Raw genomic sequence first — 17,613 nt, forward strand, 5'->3', positions numbered from 1 at the left:
GAGTGCCTTTCCTTCGGGTTTCGTACGGTACTTCGAGTGTGCGGGATCGCCCTGGGTGAGGGCCGGGCCCGGGGTCAGGTGGTGGCCGGTTCCGGGACCGGCAGCGGTTCGGCCTCCGCGCCCCGCCCGGCCAGCCGCTCGCGCCAGGCGACCAGCACCGCCGCGTCCGTCGGCTTCGTCGCCAGGGACACGATCACGTAGGCGGCGAGCGAGGACAGCAGGCCGTAGTACACGGGCTCGTTGGCCAGGATTCCGTACCAGGCCATCAGTCCGATCACCGCGACGCCACCGACCGACACGGCCGCCAGCGCCCCCGCAGCCGTCCCGCGGCGCCACAGCAGCCCGCCCAGGATCGGCACCAGGAGCCCGCCCACGAGCAGGTTGTAGGCGACGGTCAGCGCCTCGACCACGTTGTTGAGCGCGATCGCGATGAGGACGACGGCGATGCCCATGATCAGGATGAAGACCCGGTTGCCCCTCACCTCGTCGCGTTCCTCGTCGCTGCCGCCCCCGGCGACCGCACCCCGCAGCCGGGACCAGATGTCGTTGTTGGCGACGGTGGCGCAGGCGATCAGCGCGCCGGAGGACGTCGACATGACCGCGGCCAGCGCGGCGGCCAGCACGAGACCGCGCACACCCATCGGCAGCTCGTCCTTGACGATGGTCGCGAAGGCGGCGTCGGCGCTGGGCAGCGTCGGGTAGATGACCTTGGCCGCCGTGCCGATGACGGCTCCGGCGATCGCGTACACCAGGCAGTACGTACCGGCGACCGTGCCGCCCCAGCGCGCCGTCCGGTCGGTGCGGGCGGTGAACACGCGCTGCCAGATGTCCTGGCCGATCAGCATGCCGAAGGTGTAGATCAGGACGTACGTGAAGATCGTCTCGCCGCCGATGCCCAGCGGGTCGAAGTACTCGGTGGGCAGCTGGGCCTTCATCTCGCTGAAGCCGCCGGCCTTGACGACCGCGATGGGCAGCAGGAGCAGCAGCACACCGATCGTCTTGACGACGAACTGCACCATGTCCGTCAGCGTGATCGACCACATGCCGCCGAGCGTCGAGTACGCGACGACGATGGCGCCGCCCAGGACGATCGAGACGGTCCGGTTCATGTCGAACAGGACGTCGAAGATGGTGGCGTACGCGATGGTCGAGGTGACCGCGAGCATCAGGGTGTACGCCCACATGACGATGCCGGAGATGAGTCCGGCCCGGCCGCCGTAGCGCAGGTCGAGCATCTCGGAGACGGTGTAGACCTTCAGCCGGGCGATGCGGGCCGAGAAGAAGACGGACAGGGCCAGGAGCCCGAGGCCGATGGTGAAGACCATCCACGCGCCGGAGAGCCCGTACTGGTAGCCCAGGCCGACGCCGCCGATGGTGGAGGCCCCGCCGAGGACGATGGCGGCCATGGTGCCGGAGTACATCCAGGGGCCGAGGCGGCGGCCCGCCACGAGGAACTCGCTCTTGGACTTGGCGCGGCGCATGCCCCACCAGCCCATGGCGAGCATGCCGGCCAGGTAGACGACGATCACGGCGTAGTCGACAGCCATGGGCTTTCCCTCCGTCTCGCTCAACAGGTTGGTGAAGACGGTAGGTGGCCGATAAGCAAGCCTGAAGTGTACGTTTCATCCATTCTCGACGTGACGAATGGATGGACCGTCCATGCCGGACTCCCCCGCCGGTCCGCCGGCCCCGCCCATCCCGCTGGCCGAGCTGCTGGCCCGCGAGGAGCTGGGGCTGCGCCGGATCGCCGGCCCCGCCCACGCGGACCTGCTGTGGGTGCACACCTCGGAGATGGCCGACCCGTATCCGTACCTCCTCGGCGGTGAGCTGCTGCTGAGTGCCGGAGTGCTGCTGAAGGACGCGGACACCTATGTCGCCCGGCTGGTGGAGGCGGGGGCCGCGGCACTGGGCTTCGGGGTGGCGCCGGTGCACGACACGGTGCCGCAGGCGCTCGTCGAGGCGTGCGACCGGCATGGGCTGCCGCTCCTGGAGGTGCCGCCGGAGACCCCGTTCACCGCGATCGCGCGGGCCGTGTGGCGGCTGATGGCGGAGGCCCGGCACCGTGAGCTGCGCCGGGTGACCCGCGCCCAGCAGGCCCTGGCGACCGCGGCTGCCCGGCCCGACCCGGTACCCGCGGTGCTGCACCAGCTGGCCACGCAGCTGTCGGGGCGGGCGGCCCTGCTGACCGCGGACGGCGAGGAGCTGCACGCGGCGGGCCGCCGCCCGGCCCCCGAGGCCCGGACCGCCCTGACCCGCCTGGCCCGGGTCGTCTCCCCCGCGACGCGCGCCGCCCCCGCACCCACCTCAGCCACCGACACCGTCGCCGGCCGGCAGCTGTCCGCGTACGCGCTCGGCGGCGGCCAGGGCCTGGTCCTCACCCTGGCCGCCGACCGGCGCGGGGCGGGCGACCACACCGTGGCCGGCATCGCCGTCGTCCTGCTCTCCCTGCTGACCGCCCCGCACCAGGGCGCCGACGCGGCGGGCCGTTCGGCCGCGCTCGTACGGATGCTGCTGGGCGCGGACCCCGGGGACGTCACCCCGCTCCTGGGCCCCGCCGACCGGTGGACGGTGGTGCACGCGCGCCGCACCGCGGGCGCCCCCGCCGATCCGCTCACCGCCGGGGCACTCGGTACGGCCCTGGGTTCCGCCCTCGTCGACGCGGACCGCCACCTCGTCCGCGTGCTGGTCACCGAAGCCGACCGGATCGTCCCGCAGCCGGGCTGGACGCTCGGCGCCTCGGCCACCGCGACGGTCGCGGACCTGGCGGCGGCCGACGCCCAGGCGTCCCTCGCCCTGGGCCGGGCCGAGGCCACCCGCGCCCCTCTCCGCGTGCACCGCCCGGCCACGGGCCTGGCGGAGCTGGTCCCGCGCGAGCAGGCGGAGGCCCATGCCCGCACCCTCCTCGCCCCGCTCGACGAACCGCTGACCGGGACCCTGCGCTGCTGGCTGAGCCTGCACGGCAGCTGGGACCGCACGGCGGTCGCGCTCCAGGTCCACCGCAACACGGTCCGCCAGCGCATCGCCCGCTGCGCGGCGCTGCTGGACGCGGACCTGGACGACATGGACGTACGTACGGAGCTGTGGTTCGCCCTGGGGATCCGCGAGTGACGGCACAGGGCCGCCGGGGCGGCGAGGCCACCGGTCACCGGCAGCGGGCGTGCTGAGCATCACCCTGGACAGGCCCGGTGACTGCCGGGTAACTTTTGACCAGGTCTGAGCAAGCGCTTAGCCAGCCCGCCGGAAGCTCACGCCGAGCTGACGAAGCCGACAGAGGAGGCACCCCGTGCGCCGTACGGTATTCAACGAGGACCACGAGGCGTTCCGGGAGACCCTGCGCGCCTTCATCGAGGCCGAGGTCGTTCCCGTCTACGACGAGTGGTTCGCCGCGGGGCAGGCGCCGCGCGAGTTCTATTACAAGCTCGGCGAGCTGGGTGTCTTCGGCATCTCGGTCGACGAGGAGTACGGCGGCGCGGGCGTCGACTCGCACAAGTACGAGGCCGTGCTCCAGGAGGAGTGTGCGCGCGCGGGCGTCTCCTTCGGCGGCTCCGGTGTGCACGTCCTGCTCGGCCTGCCGTACATCAAGATGCTCGCCACCGGCGACCAGAAGAAGCGCTGGCTGCCGAAGTTCGTCAGCGGCGAGGAGATGTGGGCCCTCGCGATGACCGAGCCGGGCACCGGTTCCGACGTCGCGGGCATGAAGACCAACGCGAAGCTCTCCGAGGACGGCACGCACTACGTCCTCAACGGCTCGAAGACCTTCATCACCGGCGGTGTGCACGCCGACCGGGTGATCGTCTGCGCCCGCACCTCCGCCCCGCGCGAGGACGACCGCCGCTTCGGCATCTCGCTCTTCGCCGTCGACACCAAGTCCGAGGGCTACTCGATCGGCCGCAAGCTGGACAAGCTCGGCCTGAAGGTCTCCGACACCGCCGAGCTGGCGTTCGTCGACGTGAAGGTCCCGGTCGAGGACCTGCTCGGCGAGGAGAACAAGGGCTTCGGCTACCTGGGCACCAACCTGGCCTCCGAGCGCTGGGGCATCGCCTTCGGCTCGTACGCGCAGGCCGCCGCCGCCGTACGCTTCGCGAAGGAGTACGTCCAGGACCGCACGGTCTTCGGCAAGACGGTCGCCTCCTTCCAGAACACCAAGTTCGAGCTGGCCGCCTGCCAGGCCGAGGTGGACGCGGCCCAGGCCGTCGCCGACCGCGCCCTGGAGGCACTGGACGCCGGTGAGCTGACCGCCGCCGAGGCCGCCTCCGCGAAGCTGTTCTGCACCGAGGTCGCGCACCGCGTCATCGACCGCTGCCTCCAGCTGCACGGCGGCTACGGCTTCATGAACGAGTACCCGATCGCCCGCCTGTACGCCGACAACCGGGTCAACCGGATCTACGGCGGCACCAGCGAGGTCATGAAGTCGATCATCGCCAAGTCGATGGGCCTGTAGAGCAGTTACGTTCCCTCCAGAACAGTTACGTTCCTCTCATGAGCGCAGCACTTGAATCCCTGCTCGATCTGCTCGACCTGGAGCAGATCGAGCGGGACATCTTCCGGGGCACGAGCCGTTCCGCGGTCGTGCCCCGGGTCTTCGGCGGACAGGTCGCGGCCCAGGCGCTGGTCGCCGCGGGCCGGACCGTCCCCGCGGACCGGACCGCCCACTCCCTGCACTCCTACTTCCTGCGGATGGGCGATCCGGGCGCCCCGATCGTCTACACCGTCGACCGCATCCGCGACGGCCGCTCCTTCACCACCCGGCGGGTCGTCGCCGTCCAGCACGGGCAGCCGATCTTCCACCTCTCGGCCTCCTTCCAGACGTACGAGGAGGGGCTGGAGCACCAGGCGGCCATGCCGCCCGCCCCGGACCCCGAGACCCTGCCCACCGCCGCGGAGATGCTTCCGCGGTACGCGGACCGGTTCGTCGACCCGAGTGTCATGGACAGGCTCCTGGAGGCCCGGGCGGCCGTCGACCTGCGGTACTCCGACGCCCCGCCCTTCGCCACGGTCGGCGATCCGCGCGAGCCCCGCTCGCAGGTGTGGTTCCGGACGAACGGCAAGCTCGCGGACGATCCGCTGCTCCACGTCTGCATGGCCACGTACGTCTCCGACATGACGCTGCTCGACTCGGTGCTCCTCGCCCACGGGCGCGGCGGCTGGACGGTCGGTGACGTGGTGGGGGCCAGCCTGGACCACGCGATGTGGTTCCACCGTCCGTTCCGCGCGGACGAATGGCTGCTGTACGACCAGGAGTCGCCGTCCGCGTCCGGCGGGCGCGGGCTCGGCCAGGCGCGCATCTACACGCAGGACGGCCGACTGGCCATCACGGTGATCCAGGAGGGCGTGATCCGCGCCCCGCGGGACTGAACAGGCCACAGCCATCCGACTCGGACATACTCCCCACCATGACCGATGCGAAAAGTGAGGGTGAGGAGTCCACGTTCACCGTCGTCGTCGCGGCGATCGCCAATCTGGGCATCGCCGTGGCGAAGGCGGTCGCGGGGCTGATCAGCGGATCGAGCGCGATGCTCTCGGAGGCCGCGCACTCGGTCGCCGACACCGTCACCGAGGTCATGCTCCTGACCGCGCTCCGGCGCAGCCAGAAGCCGGCCGACGAGGAGCACCCGCTCGGCTACGGTCCCGAGCGCTACATCTGGGCGATGCTCGCCTCCATCGCCACGTTCGTCGGCGGCGCCGTCTTCTCCGTCTACGACGGCGTCCACACCCTCGTCGCGGGCGAGGAGCTGGGCGATCCGCTCATCTCGTACATCGTGCTGGCCGTCGCCTTCCTACTGGAGGGCTACTCGCTGCGCACCGGGGTCAAGCAGGTCCGCCGCGAGGCCGCCCGGCTGCACTCCCCCGCCGGTTACTACCTGCGCCACACCCCCGACACGGCCGTCAAGGCGGTCGTGATGGAGGACTCCGCGGCCCTGGTCGGGCTGCTGCTCGCCGCGGGCGGTCTGCTCGGCGGCCAGCTCACCGGCTCCGGCGTCTGGGACGGCATCGCCTCGATCCTGATCGGCGTCCTGCTCGTGTACGTGGCCTGGGTCCTCGGCCGCTCCAACGCCCAGCTGCTGATCGGCCGTCCGCTGCCGAAGGCGATGCGGGACGGGGTGCGCGAGGAACTGCTCTCCGTCCCGCACATCGTGGACGTCCTGGAACTCACCACTTTGATCCAGGGGCCGACGGAGATCCTGATCGCCGCGAAGATCGACTTCCGGGACGTGTCGAGCGCCGAGCAGGTCGAATGGGCCTGCGAGGAGGCGGAGGCCCAGCTCCGGGAGCGCTTCCCGGCGGTCCGGCGCGTGTATCTGGACCCCACGCCGGGACCCGGCCGGCGAAGGGACGGCCGAACCGCGTCCAATCGTAGGTAATACGGCCGAATTGTCGGGTCGGTACACCGGAGGGTGTGTCGCGGAAAAATATGTTGCCCCGTGAAACCATCCGGCTTCTCGGGAGATGCGCGTACATGCCGACCATCGACAGCACACCGCAGTCACACCCGTCCGCCGGACCGGGGAGGAAGATCCCCCGCCGGGCTCTCGCAGCCACCGCTCTGGCCTCCGCGCTCGCCCTGGGCGCGGTGATGCAGAGCGCCGACGCGCTACCCGGCGCGGACGACGCCGACGGCAGCGGCACCGGCACGAACATCCTGCTCATCGGCACGGACAGCCGGGACACGATCACCGCGCAGCAGAAGAAGGAGTTCCGCCTGGGCGGCGTGGGCTGCGACTGCTCGGACACGATGATGCTGCTCCACGTCGCGCAGGACCGCGAGCGGGTCAGCGTCGTCAGCATCCCGCGCGACTCACTCGCCGAGCTTCCCGCGCACACCGACCGGCGCACCGGCGAGGAGCACGGAGCCCATCTCGCGAAGATCAACGCGGCGCACTCCGAGGGCGGCGGGGACCTCGCCGTCCGTACGGTCGAGGCGAAGACCGGCCTGGACATCGACCGGTACCTCGCCGTCGACTTCGCGCGCTTCATGAAGACCGTCGACGAGCTGGGCAAGGTCGAGGTCTGCACGCCGTCCCCGCTCCAGGACCCGTCGACCGGGCTCGACCTGACCGCGGGCACCCATCACCTGGGCGGCGGGGACTCCCTGCGGTACGTGAGGTCCCGCAAGGTCGACAACTCCGCCGACTTCGGCCGCATGCAGCGCCAGCAGAAGTTCCTCGTCTCCTTCGTGAAGAAGATCAGGAGCGACGGCGCACTGCAGAGTCCGGCCCGCCTCAAGGAACTGGCGGGGCTGCTGCTGCCCGCCGACCGCGCGGAGAAGGCGCTGACCCCGATGGAACTGGTCTCGCTCGCCGGCGACCTGCGGGACATCGGGCTCTCGTCGCTCGAATTCGCCTCGGTGCCGATCAGCGACTTCAACTCCACCATCGAAGGGGTCGGGTCGACACTCGCCTGGGACGGGACGAGGGCGGCGGTCGTCTTCGACACCCTGGGCCGGGACCGGCCGCTGACGGAGGCCACGGCCGCTCTCCCGTCCCGGCCTGCCGACGGCACCGCCCGCCAGGGGGAGTTCGTGCCCGTCGGGGGTTCGGCGCTGGAGTGCCGCTGACTGGGTCAGAGCAGTCCGGCCGCGTCCAGCAGGTAGTCGGTCATCGGGTCGTAGAAGCGCGGATCGGTGACGTGGTCGTCCAGCGGCACCGTCACCTGGAGCGTGCCTTCCGCCTCGCCGAGGAACAGCGCCGGGTCGTTGCAGTCCGCGTACCCGACCGAGTCGATGCCGCGCTGCCCCGCGCATCCGGCCCACCCGTGGTCGGCGACGACGAGGTCGGGCATCGGCCGCCCCTCGCGCTCGAAGGCGTCCAGGATCGCCGCCATGGGGGCGGGCGAGTGGGTGTGCCACAGCGATGCCCCGTGCTCCAGGACGGCCACGTCGGCGAACTGGAAAACCATGCCCTCGTCCGTCATCAGCCCACCCGGGATACGGACGATCTCGCATCCGGCGGCCCGCAGCGCGTCCGCGGTCTGCCGGTGCACGTCCAGCAGGCCGCCCGGGTGGCCGGTCGCGAACAGCACCCGCTCGGAACCGGCAGCCGCCTTGCGCAGCCGCGCCGCCATCCGTTCCAGGGCGTCGACGGTCAGCTCCGGATCGATGGTGTCCTGCCCGTACCGGTGCTCGGGGTCGTCGCTGACCCCGCAGCGCTCCGCCATCACGGCGAGCACGTCCTGCTCGTCGGCCCACCGGTCGCCGAGCTCCAGGCCGAGCCAGTAGTGACGGTCACCGTTGGCGAGCTTGCGGTAGTGGGAGAGGTTGTTGTCGCGCGGGGTGGCGACGTCTCCGGCGATGCGCGTACGGACGAGGTGGTCGACGAGGGCGGCGCGGCTGGGTATCGGCATGAACCCATTGTGCCGTCAGGTGTGCGCAGTGTGCCGGGTGTCTTGCACGGCGGACGGACGGCCCCGGACACGTACGGGGGACACATCGGGGCCACGGGCCCCGGCGGGCCCGCCGGCCGTTCGCGGAGACTTCACGCACCCGTCCGGGCGCCCTCCGTACCTCTGCTAGGAGGCCGCCGCCGCGAACGCCCCACGCGCCAGCCGGTGCAGCAGCGCGGCCGTCGCGTCCCGGTCCGGAAGAGCGCCGGGGCCGGTGAGGTGCGGGGTGGAGTTGAGCAGGCCGAAGACCGCGTGGACGGTCATCCGGGCCTCGTCCTCGGCCAGCGGCGGATAGACGGCGCGGACCACCTCGACCCACACCTCGACGTACTGCCGCTGGAGCTGGCGGACCCGCTTGCGGTCCGCGTCCCGGAGGCGGTCCAGCTCGCGGTCGTGGAGGGTGATCAGGGGGCGGTCGTCGAGGGCGAAGTCGATGTGGCCCTCGATGAGCGCGTCGAGGAGCGATCGCGGCGATCCGTCACCGGCCGCCGCGTCCTCCGACACGCGCAGCTTTCCGCCCGCCAGCAGACGCTCGCTGATTCCCACCAGCAGTTCGGCGAGCATCGCGTCCTTCCCGGGGAAGTGCCGATAGAGGCCGGGACCGCTGATACCGACCGCGGCCCCTATCTCGTCGACACCCACTCCGTGGAAGCCGCGCTCCGCGAAGAGGCGGGCGGCCTCCCGGAGGATCTGCTCGCGGCGGGTGGGAGCCGCGACTCGGGCGGCGGCATGGGTGCTCATGAGGATTCATTCTAGACAGGGCCGTTAGCGCTCGTTAACCTGAGCGCAATGCGTTAACGGTCATTAACCAGTGCGGTACGGGCAAGGGGGCTCGACACGATGCAGCAGGCACCGGTCCTGACGAGCGGGGCCGATCCCGCCTCGGCGGCCTGGCAGGCCAACGAGGCGGCGCATCACGCGCTCGCCGACGAGCTGCGGACGCGGCTCGCCACGGCCCGTCTCGGCGGGGGTGAGAAGGCCCGCGCCCGGCATGTGGCGCGCGGCAAGCTGCTGCCCCGGGAGCGGGTGGACACCCTGCTCGACGCGGGCTCGCCCTTCCTGGAGCTGGCCCCGCTGGCGGCCGAGGGGCTGTACGGGGGCGCGGCCCCGGCGGCGGGAGTGATCGCCGGGATCGGGCGGGTCAGCGGCCGGGAGTGCGTGATCGTCGCCAATGACGCGACCGTCAAGGGCGGCACGTACTACCCGATGACCGTGAAGAAGCACCTGCGGGCCCAGGAGGTGGCGCTGGAGAACCGGCTGCCCTGCCTGTACCTGGTCGACTCGGGCGGGGCCTTCCTGCCCATGCAGGACGAGGTGTTCCCGGACCGGGAGCACTTCGGACGGATCTTCTACAACCAGGCGCGGATGTCGGGGGCCGGTATCCCGCAGATCGCCGCCGTGCTCGGTTCCTGCACGGCGGGCGGGGCGTACGTCCCCGCGATGAGCGACGAGGCCGTCATCGTCCGCAACCAGGGGACGATCTTCCTCGGCGGGCCGCCGCTGGTGAAGGCCGCGACCGGTGAGGTCGTGACGGCCGAGGAGCTGGGCGGCGGCGAGGTGCACTCGCGGACCTCGGGCGTGACCGATCACCTCGCCGAGGACGACGCGCACGCGCTGCGGATCGTGCGGAACATCGTGGCCACCCTGCCCGAGCGCGCGGCGCTGCCCTGGCCGGTGCGGCCGGCCGAGGAGCCCAAGGTCGACCCCGCCGGGCTGTACGGGGCGGTGCCGGTCGATTCGCGGACGCCCTACGACGTACGGGAAGTGATCGCCCGCGTCGTCGACGGCTCCCGGTTCGCGGAGTTCAAGGCGGAGTACGGGACCACGCTCATCACCGGGTTCGCGCAGATCCACGGCCACCCCGTCGGCATCGTCGCGAACAACGGCATCCTGTTCTCGGAGTCCGCCCAGAAGGGCGCCCACTTCATCGAGCTGTGCGACCAGCGCGGCATCCCCCTGGTGTTCCTCCAGAACATCTCCGGCTTCATGGTCGGCCGAGACTACGAGGCCGGCGGCATCGCCAAGCACGGCGCGAAGATGGTCACGGCCGTGGCCTGCACCCGGGTGCCCAAGCTGACCGTGGTGGTCGGCGGGTCCTACGGGGCGGGCAACTACTCGATGTGCGGGCGGGCCTACAGCCCCCGCTTCCTGTGGATGTGGCCCAACGCGAAGATCTCCGTCATGGGCGGCGAGCAGGCCGCATCGGTGCTCGCGACCGTCAAGCGCGACCAGCTCGGTGACGACTGGAGCGCCGAGGACGAGGAGACCTTCAAGGCTCCGATCCGCGCCCAGTACGAGCAGCAGGGCAACGCGTACTACGCCACCGCCCGGCTGTGGGACGACGGTGTGATCGACCCGCTGGAGACCCGGCAGGTGCTGGGGCTCGCTCTGACCGCGTGTGCCAACGCCCCCCTGGGTGAACCCCAGTTCGGCGTCTTCCGGATGTGATGTGAGGACCTCCATGTTCAGCACTGTTCTGGTCGCCAACCGTGGCGAGATCGCGGTCCGGGTCATCCGGACCCTGCGCGAGCTCGGCGTGCGGTCGGTCGCCGTCTTCAGCGACGCGGACGCGGACGCCCGTCATGTACGGGAGGCCGATACGGCGGTACGGATCGGGCCCGCGCCCGCCGCCGAGAGCTACCTCTCCGTGGACCGGCTGCTGGACGCCGCCCGGCGCACCGGCGCCGAGGCCGTCCACCCCGGATACGGGTTCCTCGCCGAGAACGCGGGCTTCGCGCAGGCGTGCGCGGAGGCCGGTCTGGCCTTCATCGGACCGCCCGCCTCCGCCATCTCGCTGATGGGCGACAAGATCCGGGCCAAGGAGACGGTCGCGGCGGCCGGTGTGCCGGTCGTACCCGGCTCCTCGGGCAGCGGACTCACCGACGCCCAACTGGCCGACGCCGCACGCGAGATCGCCATGCCCGTCCTGCTGAAGCCCTCGGCGGGCGGCGGCGGCAAGGGAATGCGGCTCGTGCGCGACGAGGCGCTGCTCGCCGACGAGATCGCGGCGGCGCGGCGCGAGGCCCGTGCCTCCTTCGGCGACGACACCCTGCTCGTGGAGCGGTGGATCGACCGGCCGCGCCACATCGAGATCCAGGTCCTGGCCGACGGCCACGGAAACGTGGTGCATCTGGGCGAGCGCGAATGCTCGCTCCAGCGCCGCCACCAGAAGATCATCGAGGAGGCGCCCTCGGTCCTGCTCGACGCGGAGACCCGGGCGGCCATGGGCGAGGCGGCCGTCCAGGCGGCCCGCTCCTGCGGCTATGTGGGCGCGGGCACGGTGGAGTTCATCGTTCCGGGCAGCGACCCCTCCTCGTACTACTTCATGGAGATGAACACCCGCCTCCAGGTCGAGCACCCGGTGACGGAGCTGATCACCGGCCTCGACCTCGTCGAGTGGCAGCTGCGGATCGCCGCCGGTGAGCAACTGCCGTACAAGCAGGACGACATCACCCTCACCGGCCACGCGATCGAGGCCCGGATCTGCGCCGAGGACCCGTCCCGGGGCTTCCTGCCCTCGGGCGGCACGGTGCTGCGGCTGAACGAGCCGCAGGGCGGCGGGGTCCGCACGGACTCCGGGCTCAGCGAGGGCGTGCCGGTCGGCAGCACGTACGACCCGATGCTCTCGAAGGTCATCGCGTACGGCCCCGACCGGGCGACGGCCCTGCGCCGACTGCGCGCGGCCCTCGCGGACACGGTGGTGCTCGGCGTCCCGACCAACGCGGGATTCCTGCGCCGGCTGCTCGCCCACCCGGCCGTGGCCGCGGGCGAGCTGGACACCGGGCTGGTGGAGCGCGAGGTGGCGGGGCTGATCCCGGACGGCGTACCGGAGGAGGTGTACGGGGCGGCGGCGCTGCTGCGGCAGTCCTCCCCCGCCACGCCCCCGGACGTCTGGGCCGACCCGTTCTCCGCACCCAGCGGCTGGCGCCTCGGCGGCACTCCGGCCACGATCGTCCGCCACTTCCGCGTCCCCGGCCACGAGCCGGTACGGACCGGTCTGCGGCCGGGCACGACGGGGGCCGGGCTGACGCTCGGGCCCACCGTGGACAACGGGCCGGCCGAGGGCGTCCAGGTGGACGCCTGCGGGCCGGTCCCGCCGCAGCCCGGCGCACGGGCGGCCCGGCTCGTCGACGGGTCCTCGCATCGCGTCACCGTCGAGATCGACGGGCTCACCCACACCTTCGACCATGCCGCCTCCGCGGAGGGCACCTGGCTGGGCAGGGACGGCGACACCTGGCACGTCCAGGACCACGACCCGGTGGAGGCGTCCCTCAGCGGCGCCGGCCGCGCCGGGGTCGACACGCTCGCCGCGCCCATGCCCGGGACCGTCACCGTGGTGAAGGTGGCCGTCGGGGACGAGGTGACCGCCGGGCAGAGCCTGCTCGTCGTCGAGGCGATGAAGATGGAGCACGTCATCTCCGCGCCGCACGCCGGGACCGTGACCGAACTCGATGTCACGGCGGGCGCCACCGTCGCCATGGACCAGGTGCTGGCCGTCGTGACCGCCACGGAGGAATCATGACCGAGGGACTTCCCATGCAGGTCCCGGCCGACGGGCTGCCGGCCCGGGTCCGTATCCACGAGGTCGGGGCCCGCGACGGACTCCAGAACGAGAAGGCCGTCGTCCCGACCGAGGTGAAGGCGGAGTTCATCCGCCGGCTGGCCGTCGCCGGGCTCACGACGATCGAGGCGACCAGTTTCGTCCACCCGAAGTGGGTGCCCCAACTGGCCGACGCCGAGCAGCTGTTCCCGATGCTCGGCGACATCGCGGACGTGGGGGACGTCGCGCTTCCCGTCCTCGTACCCAACGAACGCGGCCTCGACCGGGCGCTCGCGCTCGGTGCCCGGCGGATCGCGGTGTTCGGTTCGGCGACCGAGACGTTCGCCGCGCGCAATCTCAACCGCACGGTCGACGAGTCGCTCGCCATGTTCGAACCGGTCGTCGCCCGCGCCAAGGCCGACCGGGTCCATGTGCGCGGCTACCTGTCGATGTGCTTCGGCGACCCGTGGGAGGGGCCCGTCCCCGTCCACCAGGTCGTCCGCGTCGCCCGGGCCCTGATGGACCTCGGCTGCGACGAGCTCTCCCTCGGCGACACCATCGGCGTCGCCACCCCCGGCCATGTCCGGGCCCTGCTCTCCGCCCTCAACGAGCAGCGCGTCACCACCGACACCATCGGCGTGCACTTCCACGACACGTACGGACAGGCCCTGTCCAACACCCTCGCCGCGCTGCAGCACGGGGTGACGACCGTGGACGCCTCGGCGGGCGGGCTCGGCGGCTGCCCGTACGCGAAGAGCGCGACCGGAAATCTCGCCACCGAAGACCTCGTGTGGATGCTCGAAGGTCTCGGCATCCACACCGGGGTCGACCTCGCCGAGCTCACCGCCACAAGCGTGTGGCTCGCCGAACAGCTGGGCCGGCCCAGCCCCTCCCGTACCGTCCGCGCCCTCTCCCACAAGGAGCAGTGATCCCTCCCATGTCTCTGGACCACCGGCTGACCGCCGAGCACGAGGAACTGCGACGCACCGTCGAGGCGTTCGCGCACGACGTGGTCGCGCCGAAGATCGGCGACTTCTACGAGCGCCATGAATTCCCGTACGAGATCGTCCGCGAGATGGGACGGATGGGCCTGTTCGGTCTGCCGTTCCCGGAGGAGTACGGCGGCATGGGCGGGGACTACCTCGCTCTCGGCATCGCCCTCGAAGAGCTGGCCCGGGTCGACTCGTCCGTGGCGATCACCCTGGAGGCCGGCGTCTCACTGGGCGCCATGCCGGTCTTCCGCTTCGGCACGGAGGAGCAGAAGCAGCAGTGGCTGCCGCGGCTCTGCGCCGGCGAGGCGCTCGGCGCGTTCGGCCTGACGGAGCCGGGGGCCGGCTCGGACGCGGGCGGCACCCGCACGACGGCGGTGCTGGACCAGGCCACCGGCGAGTGGGTCATCAACGGCTCCAAGTGCTTCATCACCAACTCCGGCACGGACATCACGGAGCTGGTCACGGTGACCGCGGTGACCGGCCGCAAGGAGAACGGCGCCCCGCGCATCTCCGCGATCATCGTGCCGTCCGGCACCCCCGGCTTCACGGTCGCCGCCCCGTACTCCAAGGTCGGCTGGAACGCCTCGGACACCCGCGAGCTGTCCTTCAGCGACGTCCGGGTCCCCGCGGCGAACCTGCTCGGCGAGGAGGGCCGCGGCTACGCGCAGTTCCTGCGCATCCTGGACGAGGGCCGGATCGCCATCTCGGCCCTGGCGACGGGCCTGGCCCAGGGCTGTGTGGACGAGTCCGTGAAGTACGCGGCGGAACGGCACGCCTTCGGCAAGCCGATCGGAGCCAACCAGGCCATCCAGTTCAAGATCGCGGACATGGAGATGCGGGCCCACATGGCCCGCATCGGCTGGCGCGACGCGGCCTCACGGCTGGTGGCGGGCGAGCCCTTCAAGAAGGAAGCGGCGATCGCGAAGCTGTACTCGTCGACGGTGGCGGTGGACAACGCCCGCGAGGCGACGCAGATCCACGGCGGCTACGGCTTCATGAACGAGTACCCGGTGGCCCGCATGTGGCGCGACTCCAAGATCCTGGAGATCGGCGAGGGCACGAGCGAGGTGCAGCGGATGCTGATCGCACGCGAGCTGGGGCTGCCGGCCTGACGGGTCGAGTTCCGGGCGGGAGGCCGCCGTGCGCGCGGTGACGTGACGCACGGCGGCCTTCCGCTTGGACGCGTCGGCCGAAACTCGTTCGACACAGCTCGCCCCGCCCCGGCAGAGTCCCGTCATGACTCCCCGGCACTGGCCCCTGTACGGCCTTCGCATCCATACGCCCCGCCTGGAACTCCGCCTTCCTGGGCTCGACTTGCTCGACGAGCTCGCGAAGGTGGCCGCCGACGGGGTGCACGCACCGGACAGCATGCCGTTCACCGTGCCGTGGACCGACGGGTCGCCCGCCGAGCGCGGGCGTGCCGTGTACCAGCATGTGCTGGGCACAGTCGCGAACTGGTCCGTACGGAGCTGGACCCTCAGCCTCGCCGTGCTGCACGAGGGCAAGGTCGTGGGACGGCAGGACCTGATGGCGGCCGATTTCGCGGTGAAAGGCGAGGCCGAAACCGGTTCCTGGCTCGGGCTCGCGCACCAGGGGCAGGGCATCGGCACCGAGATGCGGGCAGCCGCGCTGCATCTCGCGTTCGCCGGACTCGGTGCCCGGTACGCGGTCTCGGCCGCGATGACCGACAACCCGCGTTCGCTCGGCGTCTCGCGGCGCCTCGGCTATCTTCCCGACGGTCTGGATATCGGCGCCGTACGCGACGAGCCCGTCACCCTGCAGCGGCTGCGGCTGGCACGCGCCCGCTGGGAGGAGTACCGCAGCGTCGACGTCACGATCGAGGGACTCGACGCCTGCCGGGCGGAGTTCGGCGCATGAGCCTCCTCGTCCATACGTATCTGCCCCGCGCGGACGGCGGTCACGACTTCCTCGACGACCCTCCGAACGGCCGCGACCTGGCCGGGTTCGAGAGCTGCCGGACCAAGCTGTGGGGTGCGGAGCCGGTCCGGGCGCTGGGAGCCCGGTTCTTCCCGCTGCTCGCGACCGGAAATCTGTACGTCGAGCCGGAGGACGTCCAGGACTTTCTCGCCGAGTGCGAACTGCTGCGCCCGCATGCTGCGGCGCTCGCGGCACATGGCGGTTACCACGCCGACTACGTCGCCGAGCGGCTGGCCAACATCACGGCGGCCGGGGTGAGGGCGCTCGGCGTGGGCGGCGGGGTCATCGTCTGGTAACCGGTCCGCGTCTGCGAGCAGCCTCAGCCCACGTCGGCACCGATCCTCCCGGCGACGAACCGGGCCACAGGAACCGCCTGGCGCACGCACAGAGTCGCCTGCCGGCGCGCCACCGTGGTCCTGGCCAGGTCCACGCCTTCCACGAGGCGGTCCGCGAGATAGCGGACCACCTCACGCTCTCCCCGTGTATTGAGGTCCGCGGGCACGGCGATCTGTATTGCGGCAGCGTATTCAGTACCAGCCATGTGCGGCGCGAGGGGAGCGCTGTACGCAACGCTTCGACCGCAATACGGACTGCCGCGGACGTGTCTGTCATGCCCGCCCCAAGGCCGTCAGCCTGATCAGTACCAGCCAGGTGTGCTCGTCAGGTTGCACGTACGCGGACTCGACCCGGTCGTCGTCCGCCGCCCGTCGTGATCCACTCCGTGGGCTGTCCTGTCGCTTCCAGTCGGTGGGGACGGCAACGGGCCCCGGGGCTGGTGATCCCTGGGGCCCGTCGTGTCGTGCTGGGTCAGCCCTCGTCGTGGACGTGCTCGGCCACGAATCGGGCCTTGGGCACCGCCTGGTCGACGGCGAGCGTCGCCTTGCGGCGCGCCACCGTGGTCCTGGCCAGGTCCACGCCTTCCACGTGGCGGTCCGCGAGATAGCGGACCACCTCACGCTCTCCCCGTGTATTGAGGTCCGCGGGCACGGCGATCTGCATCGCGATCAGGCGGTCACGCCGCGAGAGCGTGCCCGTGCGCGTTCCCTCGTAGTCGGGGGCGATGAGCGGGCCCGGTACGTGGAAGACCACGTCCACACCCGTTTCCTCATCGGTCGGCCGCCAGGGCGCCTCGTCGGCCAGCCGGGCGAGCAGTCCGACGCCGTCCGAGACCGGCCTGTTGCGGGCGGTGGGACCGCCCACAACAGCACCGATGAACAGCGGCGCCCAACGCCCTTGCGCTGCAGGCTTCACAGCCGCAGTCGGCCCACGTGCCTCAGCACGTCCGCCCATGGGTCGTCGAGCCCGGACGCGGAGAGCCGCACGTACTCCGGGCCCGCCATCCACTGCAGGAAGAACGTCGTGAAGTCCTCCGCTGCCTTCTCGAACGCGGACGACATCCACCATGCGACCCCGGTGTCCGGGAAGTACCAGACCGCGCCCGTCGACCGGTTGACGAAGAACGGCTCGTCGGAGACGACGCCGGGGCAGAACCATTCCTTGCGGTCGAGGGTGACCGGGGCCCCCTCGACCGGGTCGGCGTGGAACTGCATACCGTCGACCGTGGCGGAACCGAAGACGGTGACGTCACCGCAGGTCGCGCCGTCCGCCGCCGTGAGGAACTCCCGGACCTGTCCCGGCAGTCCAGCCCCGATTCGCTCGGGGCCGGCTCCGGCAGGCAGCGAGTTCATCATGCGCCACTCCTCCTGGGTGGAGATCGCAGCGCGCAACTCCTCCACGACCCGCCGAAGCTCGCCATTCACCGTG

Annotated in this window: 17 protein-coding genes; 11 read left to right on the forward strand and 6 right to left on the reverse strand. The window is 71.5% G+C overall.

Features of this window, described 5'->3' with window-relative positions; all coding sequences use genetic code 11:
* Positions 1-74: 74 nt before the first annotated feature.
* A complete protein-coding gene (locus OG230_RS12520; protein WP_328910265.1) occupies positions 75-1,547 on the reverse strand; it encodes a sodium:solute symporter in 1,473 nt (490 codons plus the stop codon).
* Between the two features lie 112 nt (positions 1,548-1,659).
* Here OG230_RS12520 and OG230_RS12525 point away from each other — a divergent pair, with 112 nt between their 5' ends.
* The 5 genes from OG230_RS12525 (at position 1,660) to OG230_RS12545 (ending at position 7,555) form a co-directional block, all read left to right on the forward strand.
* Positions 1,660-3,108 carry a PucR family transcriptional regulator gene (locus OG230_RS12525; protein ID WP_328910266.1) on the forward strand — a complete coding sequence of 483 codons (1,449 nt, stop codon included), beginning with the start codon at positions 1,660-1,662 and terminating at the stop codon, positions 3,106-3,108.
* Between the two features lie 175 nt (positions 3,109-3,283).
* On the forward strand, positions 3,284-4,441 hold the full coding sequence (locus OG230_RS12530) for an acyl-CoA dehydrogenase family protein (RefSeq protein ID WP_328910267.1): 1,158 nt from the start codon (positions 3,284-3,286) through the stop codon (positions 4,439-4,441).
* Positions 4,442-4,479: 38 nt separating this feature from the next.
* Positions 4,480-5,355, forward strand: coding sequence for an acyl-CoA thioesterase (locus OG230_RS12535; protein ID WP_328910268.1), 876 nt, complete (start codon positions 4,480-4,482; stop codon positions 5,353-5,355).
* Positions 5,356-5,393: 38 nt separating this feature from the next.
* Entirely contained in the window at positions 5,394-6,362 is a 969-nt protein-coding gene (locus OG230_RS12540) for a cation diffusion facilitator family transporter (protein WP_328910269.1), read from the forward strand.
* A gap of 95 nt (positions 6,363-6,457) precedes the next feature.
* Positions 6,458-7,555, forward strand: coding sequence for an LCP family protein (locus OG230_RS12545; protein WP_328910270.1), 1,098 nt, complete (start codon positions 6,458-6,460; stop codon positions 7,553-7,555).
* 5 nt (positions 7,556-7,560) lie between these two features.
* Here the strand turns inward: OG230_RS12545 and OG230_RS12550 are convergent, their stop codons facing one another.
* Both OG230_RS12550 and OG230_RS12555 read right to left on the reverse strand, forming a co-directional pair.
* The gene (locus OG230_RS12550) at positions 7,561-8,340 is read right to left on the reverse strand and encodes a phosphatase (RefSeq protein WP_328910271.1); all 780 of its coding nucleotides are present in this window, start codon (positions 8,338-8,340) and stop codon (positions 7,561-7,563) included.
* A 165-nt stretch (positions 8,341-8,505) separates the two neighbouring features.
* On the reverse strand, positions 8,506-9,120 hold the full coding sequence (locus OG230_RS12555; protein ID WP_328910272.1) for an SACE_7040 family transcriptional regulator: 615 nt from the start codon (positions 9,118-9,120) through the stop codon (positions 8,506-8,508).
* A 99-nt stretch (positions 9,121-9,219) separates the two neighbouring features.
* Between OG230_RS12555 and OG230_RS12560 the strand changes: the two genes are divergently transcribed.
* The 6 genes from OG230_RS12560 (at position 9,220) to OG230_RS12585 (ending at position 16,145) form a co-directional block, all read left to right on the forward strand.
* On the forward strand, positions 9,220-10,827 hold the full coding sequence (locus OG230_RS12560) for a carboxyl transferase domain-containing protein (RefSeq protein ID WP_328910273.1): 1,608 nt from the start codon (positions 9,220-9,222) through the stop codon (positions 10,825-10,827).
* Between the two features lie 13 nt (positions 10,828-10,840).
* Positions 10,841-12,901: an acetyl-CoA carboxylase biotin carboxylase subunit gene (locus OG230_RS12565; protein ID WP_328910274.1), complete on the forward strand. Its 2,061-nt coding sequence runs from the start codon at positions 10,841-10,843 to the stop codon at positions 12,899-12,901.
* On the forward strand, positions 12,898-13,848 hold the full coding sequence (locus tag OG230_RS12570; RefSeq protein ID WP_328910275.1) for a hydroxymethylglutaryl-CoA lyase: 951 nt from the start codon (positions 12,898-12,900) through the stop codon (positions 13,846-13,848). Before OG230_RS12565 ends, OG230_RS12570 begins: the two co-directional genes overlap by 4 nt.
* Positions 13,849-13,856: 8 nt before the next feature.
* Positions 13,857-15,023, forward strand: coding sequence for an acyl-CoA dehydrogenase family protein (locus tag OG230_RS12575; protein WP_328910276.1), 1,167 nt, complete (start codon positions 13,857-13,859; stop codon positions 15,021-15,023).
* Between the two features lie 124 nt (positions 15,024-15,147).
* Positions 15,148-15,789, forward strand: coding sequence for a GNAT family N-acetyltransferase (locus tag OG230_RS12580; protein WP_328910277.1), 642 nt, complete (start codon positions 15,148-15,150; stop codon positions 15,787-15,789).
* Positions 15,786-16,145 carry a hypothetical protein gene (locus OG230_RS12585; RefSeq protein WP_328910278.1) on the forward strand — a complete coding sequence of 120 codons (360 nt, stop codon included), beginning with the start codon at positions 15,786-15,788 and terminating at the stop codon, positions 16,143-16,145. The genes OG230_RS12580 and OG230_RS12585 overlap by 4 nt, the downstream gene beginning before the upstream one ends.
* 23 nt (positions 16,146-16,168) lie before the next feature.
* Here OG230_RS12585 and OG230_RS12590 read toward each other — a convergent pair whose 3' ends face one another.
* From OG230_RS12590 to OG230_RS12600, 3 genes are all read right to left on the reverse strand, one after another.
* Complete coding sequence (locus OG230_RS12590; RefSeq protein ID WP_328910279.1) at positions 16,169-16,390, reverse strand: hypothetical protein; 222 nt, start codon at positions 16,388-16,390, stop codon at positions 16,169-16,171.
* Between the two features lie 266 nt (positions 16,391-16,656).
* On the reverse strand, positions 16,657-17,100 hold the full coding sequence (locus OG230_RS12595) for a hypothetical protein (RefSeq protein WP_328910280.1): 444 nt from the start codon (positions 17,098-17,100) through the stop codon (positions 16,657-16,659).
* On the reverse strand, positions 17,097-17,609 hold the full coding sequence (locus OG230_RS12600) for a hypothetical protein (protein WP_328910281.1): 513 nt from the start codon (positions 17,607-17,609) through the stop codon (positions 17,097-17,099). The genes OG230_RS12595 and OG230_RS12600 overlap by 4 nt, the downstream gene beginning before the upstream one ends.
* Positions 17,610-17,613 lie beyond the last annotated feature (4 nt).

The organism is Streptomyces sp. NBC_00234, from assembly GCF_036195325.1.
In the GTDB taxonomy this organism is placed as follows: domain Bacteria; phylum Actinomycetota; class Actinomycetes; order Streptomycetales; family Streptomycetaceae; genus Streptomyces.

Bases quoted from the DNA above. Each gene is read 5' to 3' on its own strand.
- OG230_RS12535 (WP_328910268.1), top strand. From the start codon at position 4,480: ATGAGCGCAGCACTTGAATCCCTGCTCGATCTGCTCGACCTGGAGCAG.
- OG230_RS12520 (WP_328910265.1), bottom strand. From the start codon at position 1,547: ATGGCTGTCGACTACGCCGTGATCGTCGTCTACCTGGCCGGCATGCTC.
- OG230_RS12565 (WP_328910274.1), top strand. From the start codon at position 10,841: ATGTTCAGCACTGTTCTGGTCGCCAACCGTGGCGAGATCGCGGTCCGG.
- OG230_RS12575 (WP_328910276.1), top strand. From the start codon at position 13,857: ATGTCTCTGGACCACCGGCTGACCGCCGAGCACGAGGAACTGCGACGC.
- OG230_RS12540 (WP_328910269.1), top strand. From the start codon at position 5,394: ATGACCGATGCGAAAAGTGAGGGTGAGGAGTCCACGTTCACCGTCGTC.
- OG230_RS12590 (WP_328910279.1), bottom strand. From the start codon at position 16,390: ATGGCTGGTACTGAATACGCTGCCGCAATACAGATCGCCGTGCCCGCG.
- OG230_RS12545 (WP_328910270.1), top strand. From the start codon at position 6,458: ATGCCGACCATCGACAGCACACCGCAGTCACACCCGTCCGCCGGACCG.
- OG230_RS12550 (WP_328910271.1), bottom strand. From the start codon at position 8,340: ATGCCGATACCCAGCCGCGCCGCCCTCGTCGACCACCTCGTCCGTACG.
- OG230_RS12555 (WP_328910272.1), bottom strand. From the start codon at position 9,120: ATGAGCACCCATGCCGCCGCCCGAGTCGCGGCTCCCACCCGCCGCGAG.
- OG230_RS12525 (WP_328910266.1), top strand. From the start codon at position 1,660: ATGCCGGACTCCCCCGCCGGTCCGCCGGCCCCGCCCATCCCGCTGGCC.
- OG230_RS12585 (WP_328910278.1), top strand. From the start codon at position 15,786: ATGAGCCTCCTCGTCCATACGTATCTGCCCCGCGCGGACGGCGGTCAC.
- OG230_RS12570 (WP_328910275.1), top strand. From the start codon at position 12,898: ATGACCGAGGGACTTCCCATGCAGGTCCCGGCCGACGGGCTGCCGGCC.
- OG230_RS12560 (WP_328910273.1), top strand. From the start codon at position 9,220: ATGCAGCAGGCACCGGTCCTGACGAGCGGGGCCGATCCCGCCTCGGCG.
- OG230_RS12580 (WP_328910277.1), top strand. From the start codon at position 15,148: ATGACTCCCCGGCACTGGCCCCTGTACGGCCTTCGCATCCATACGCCC.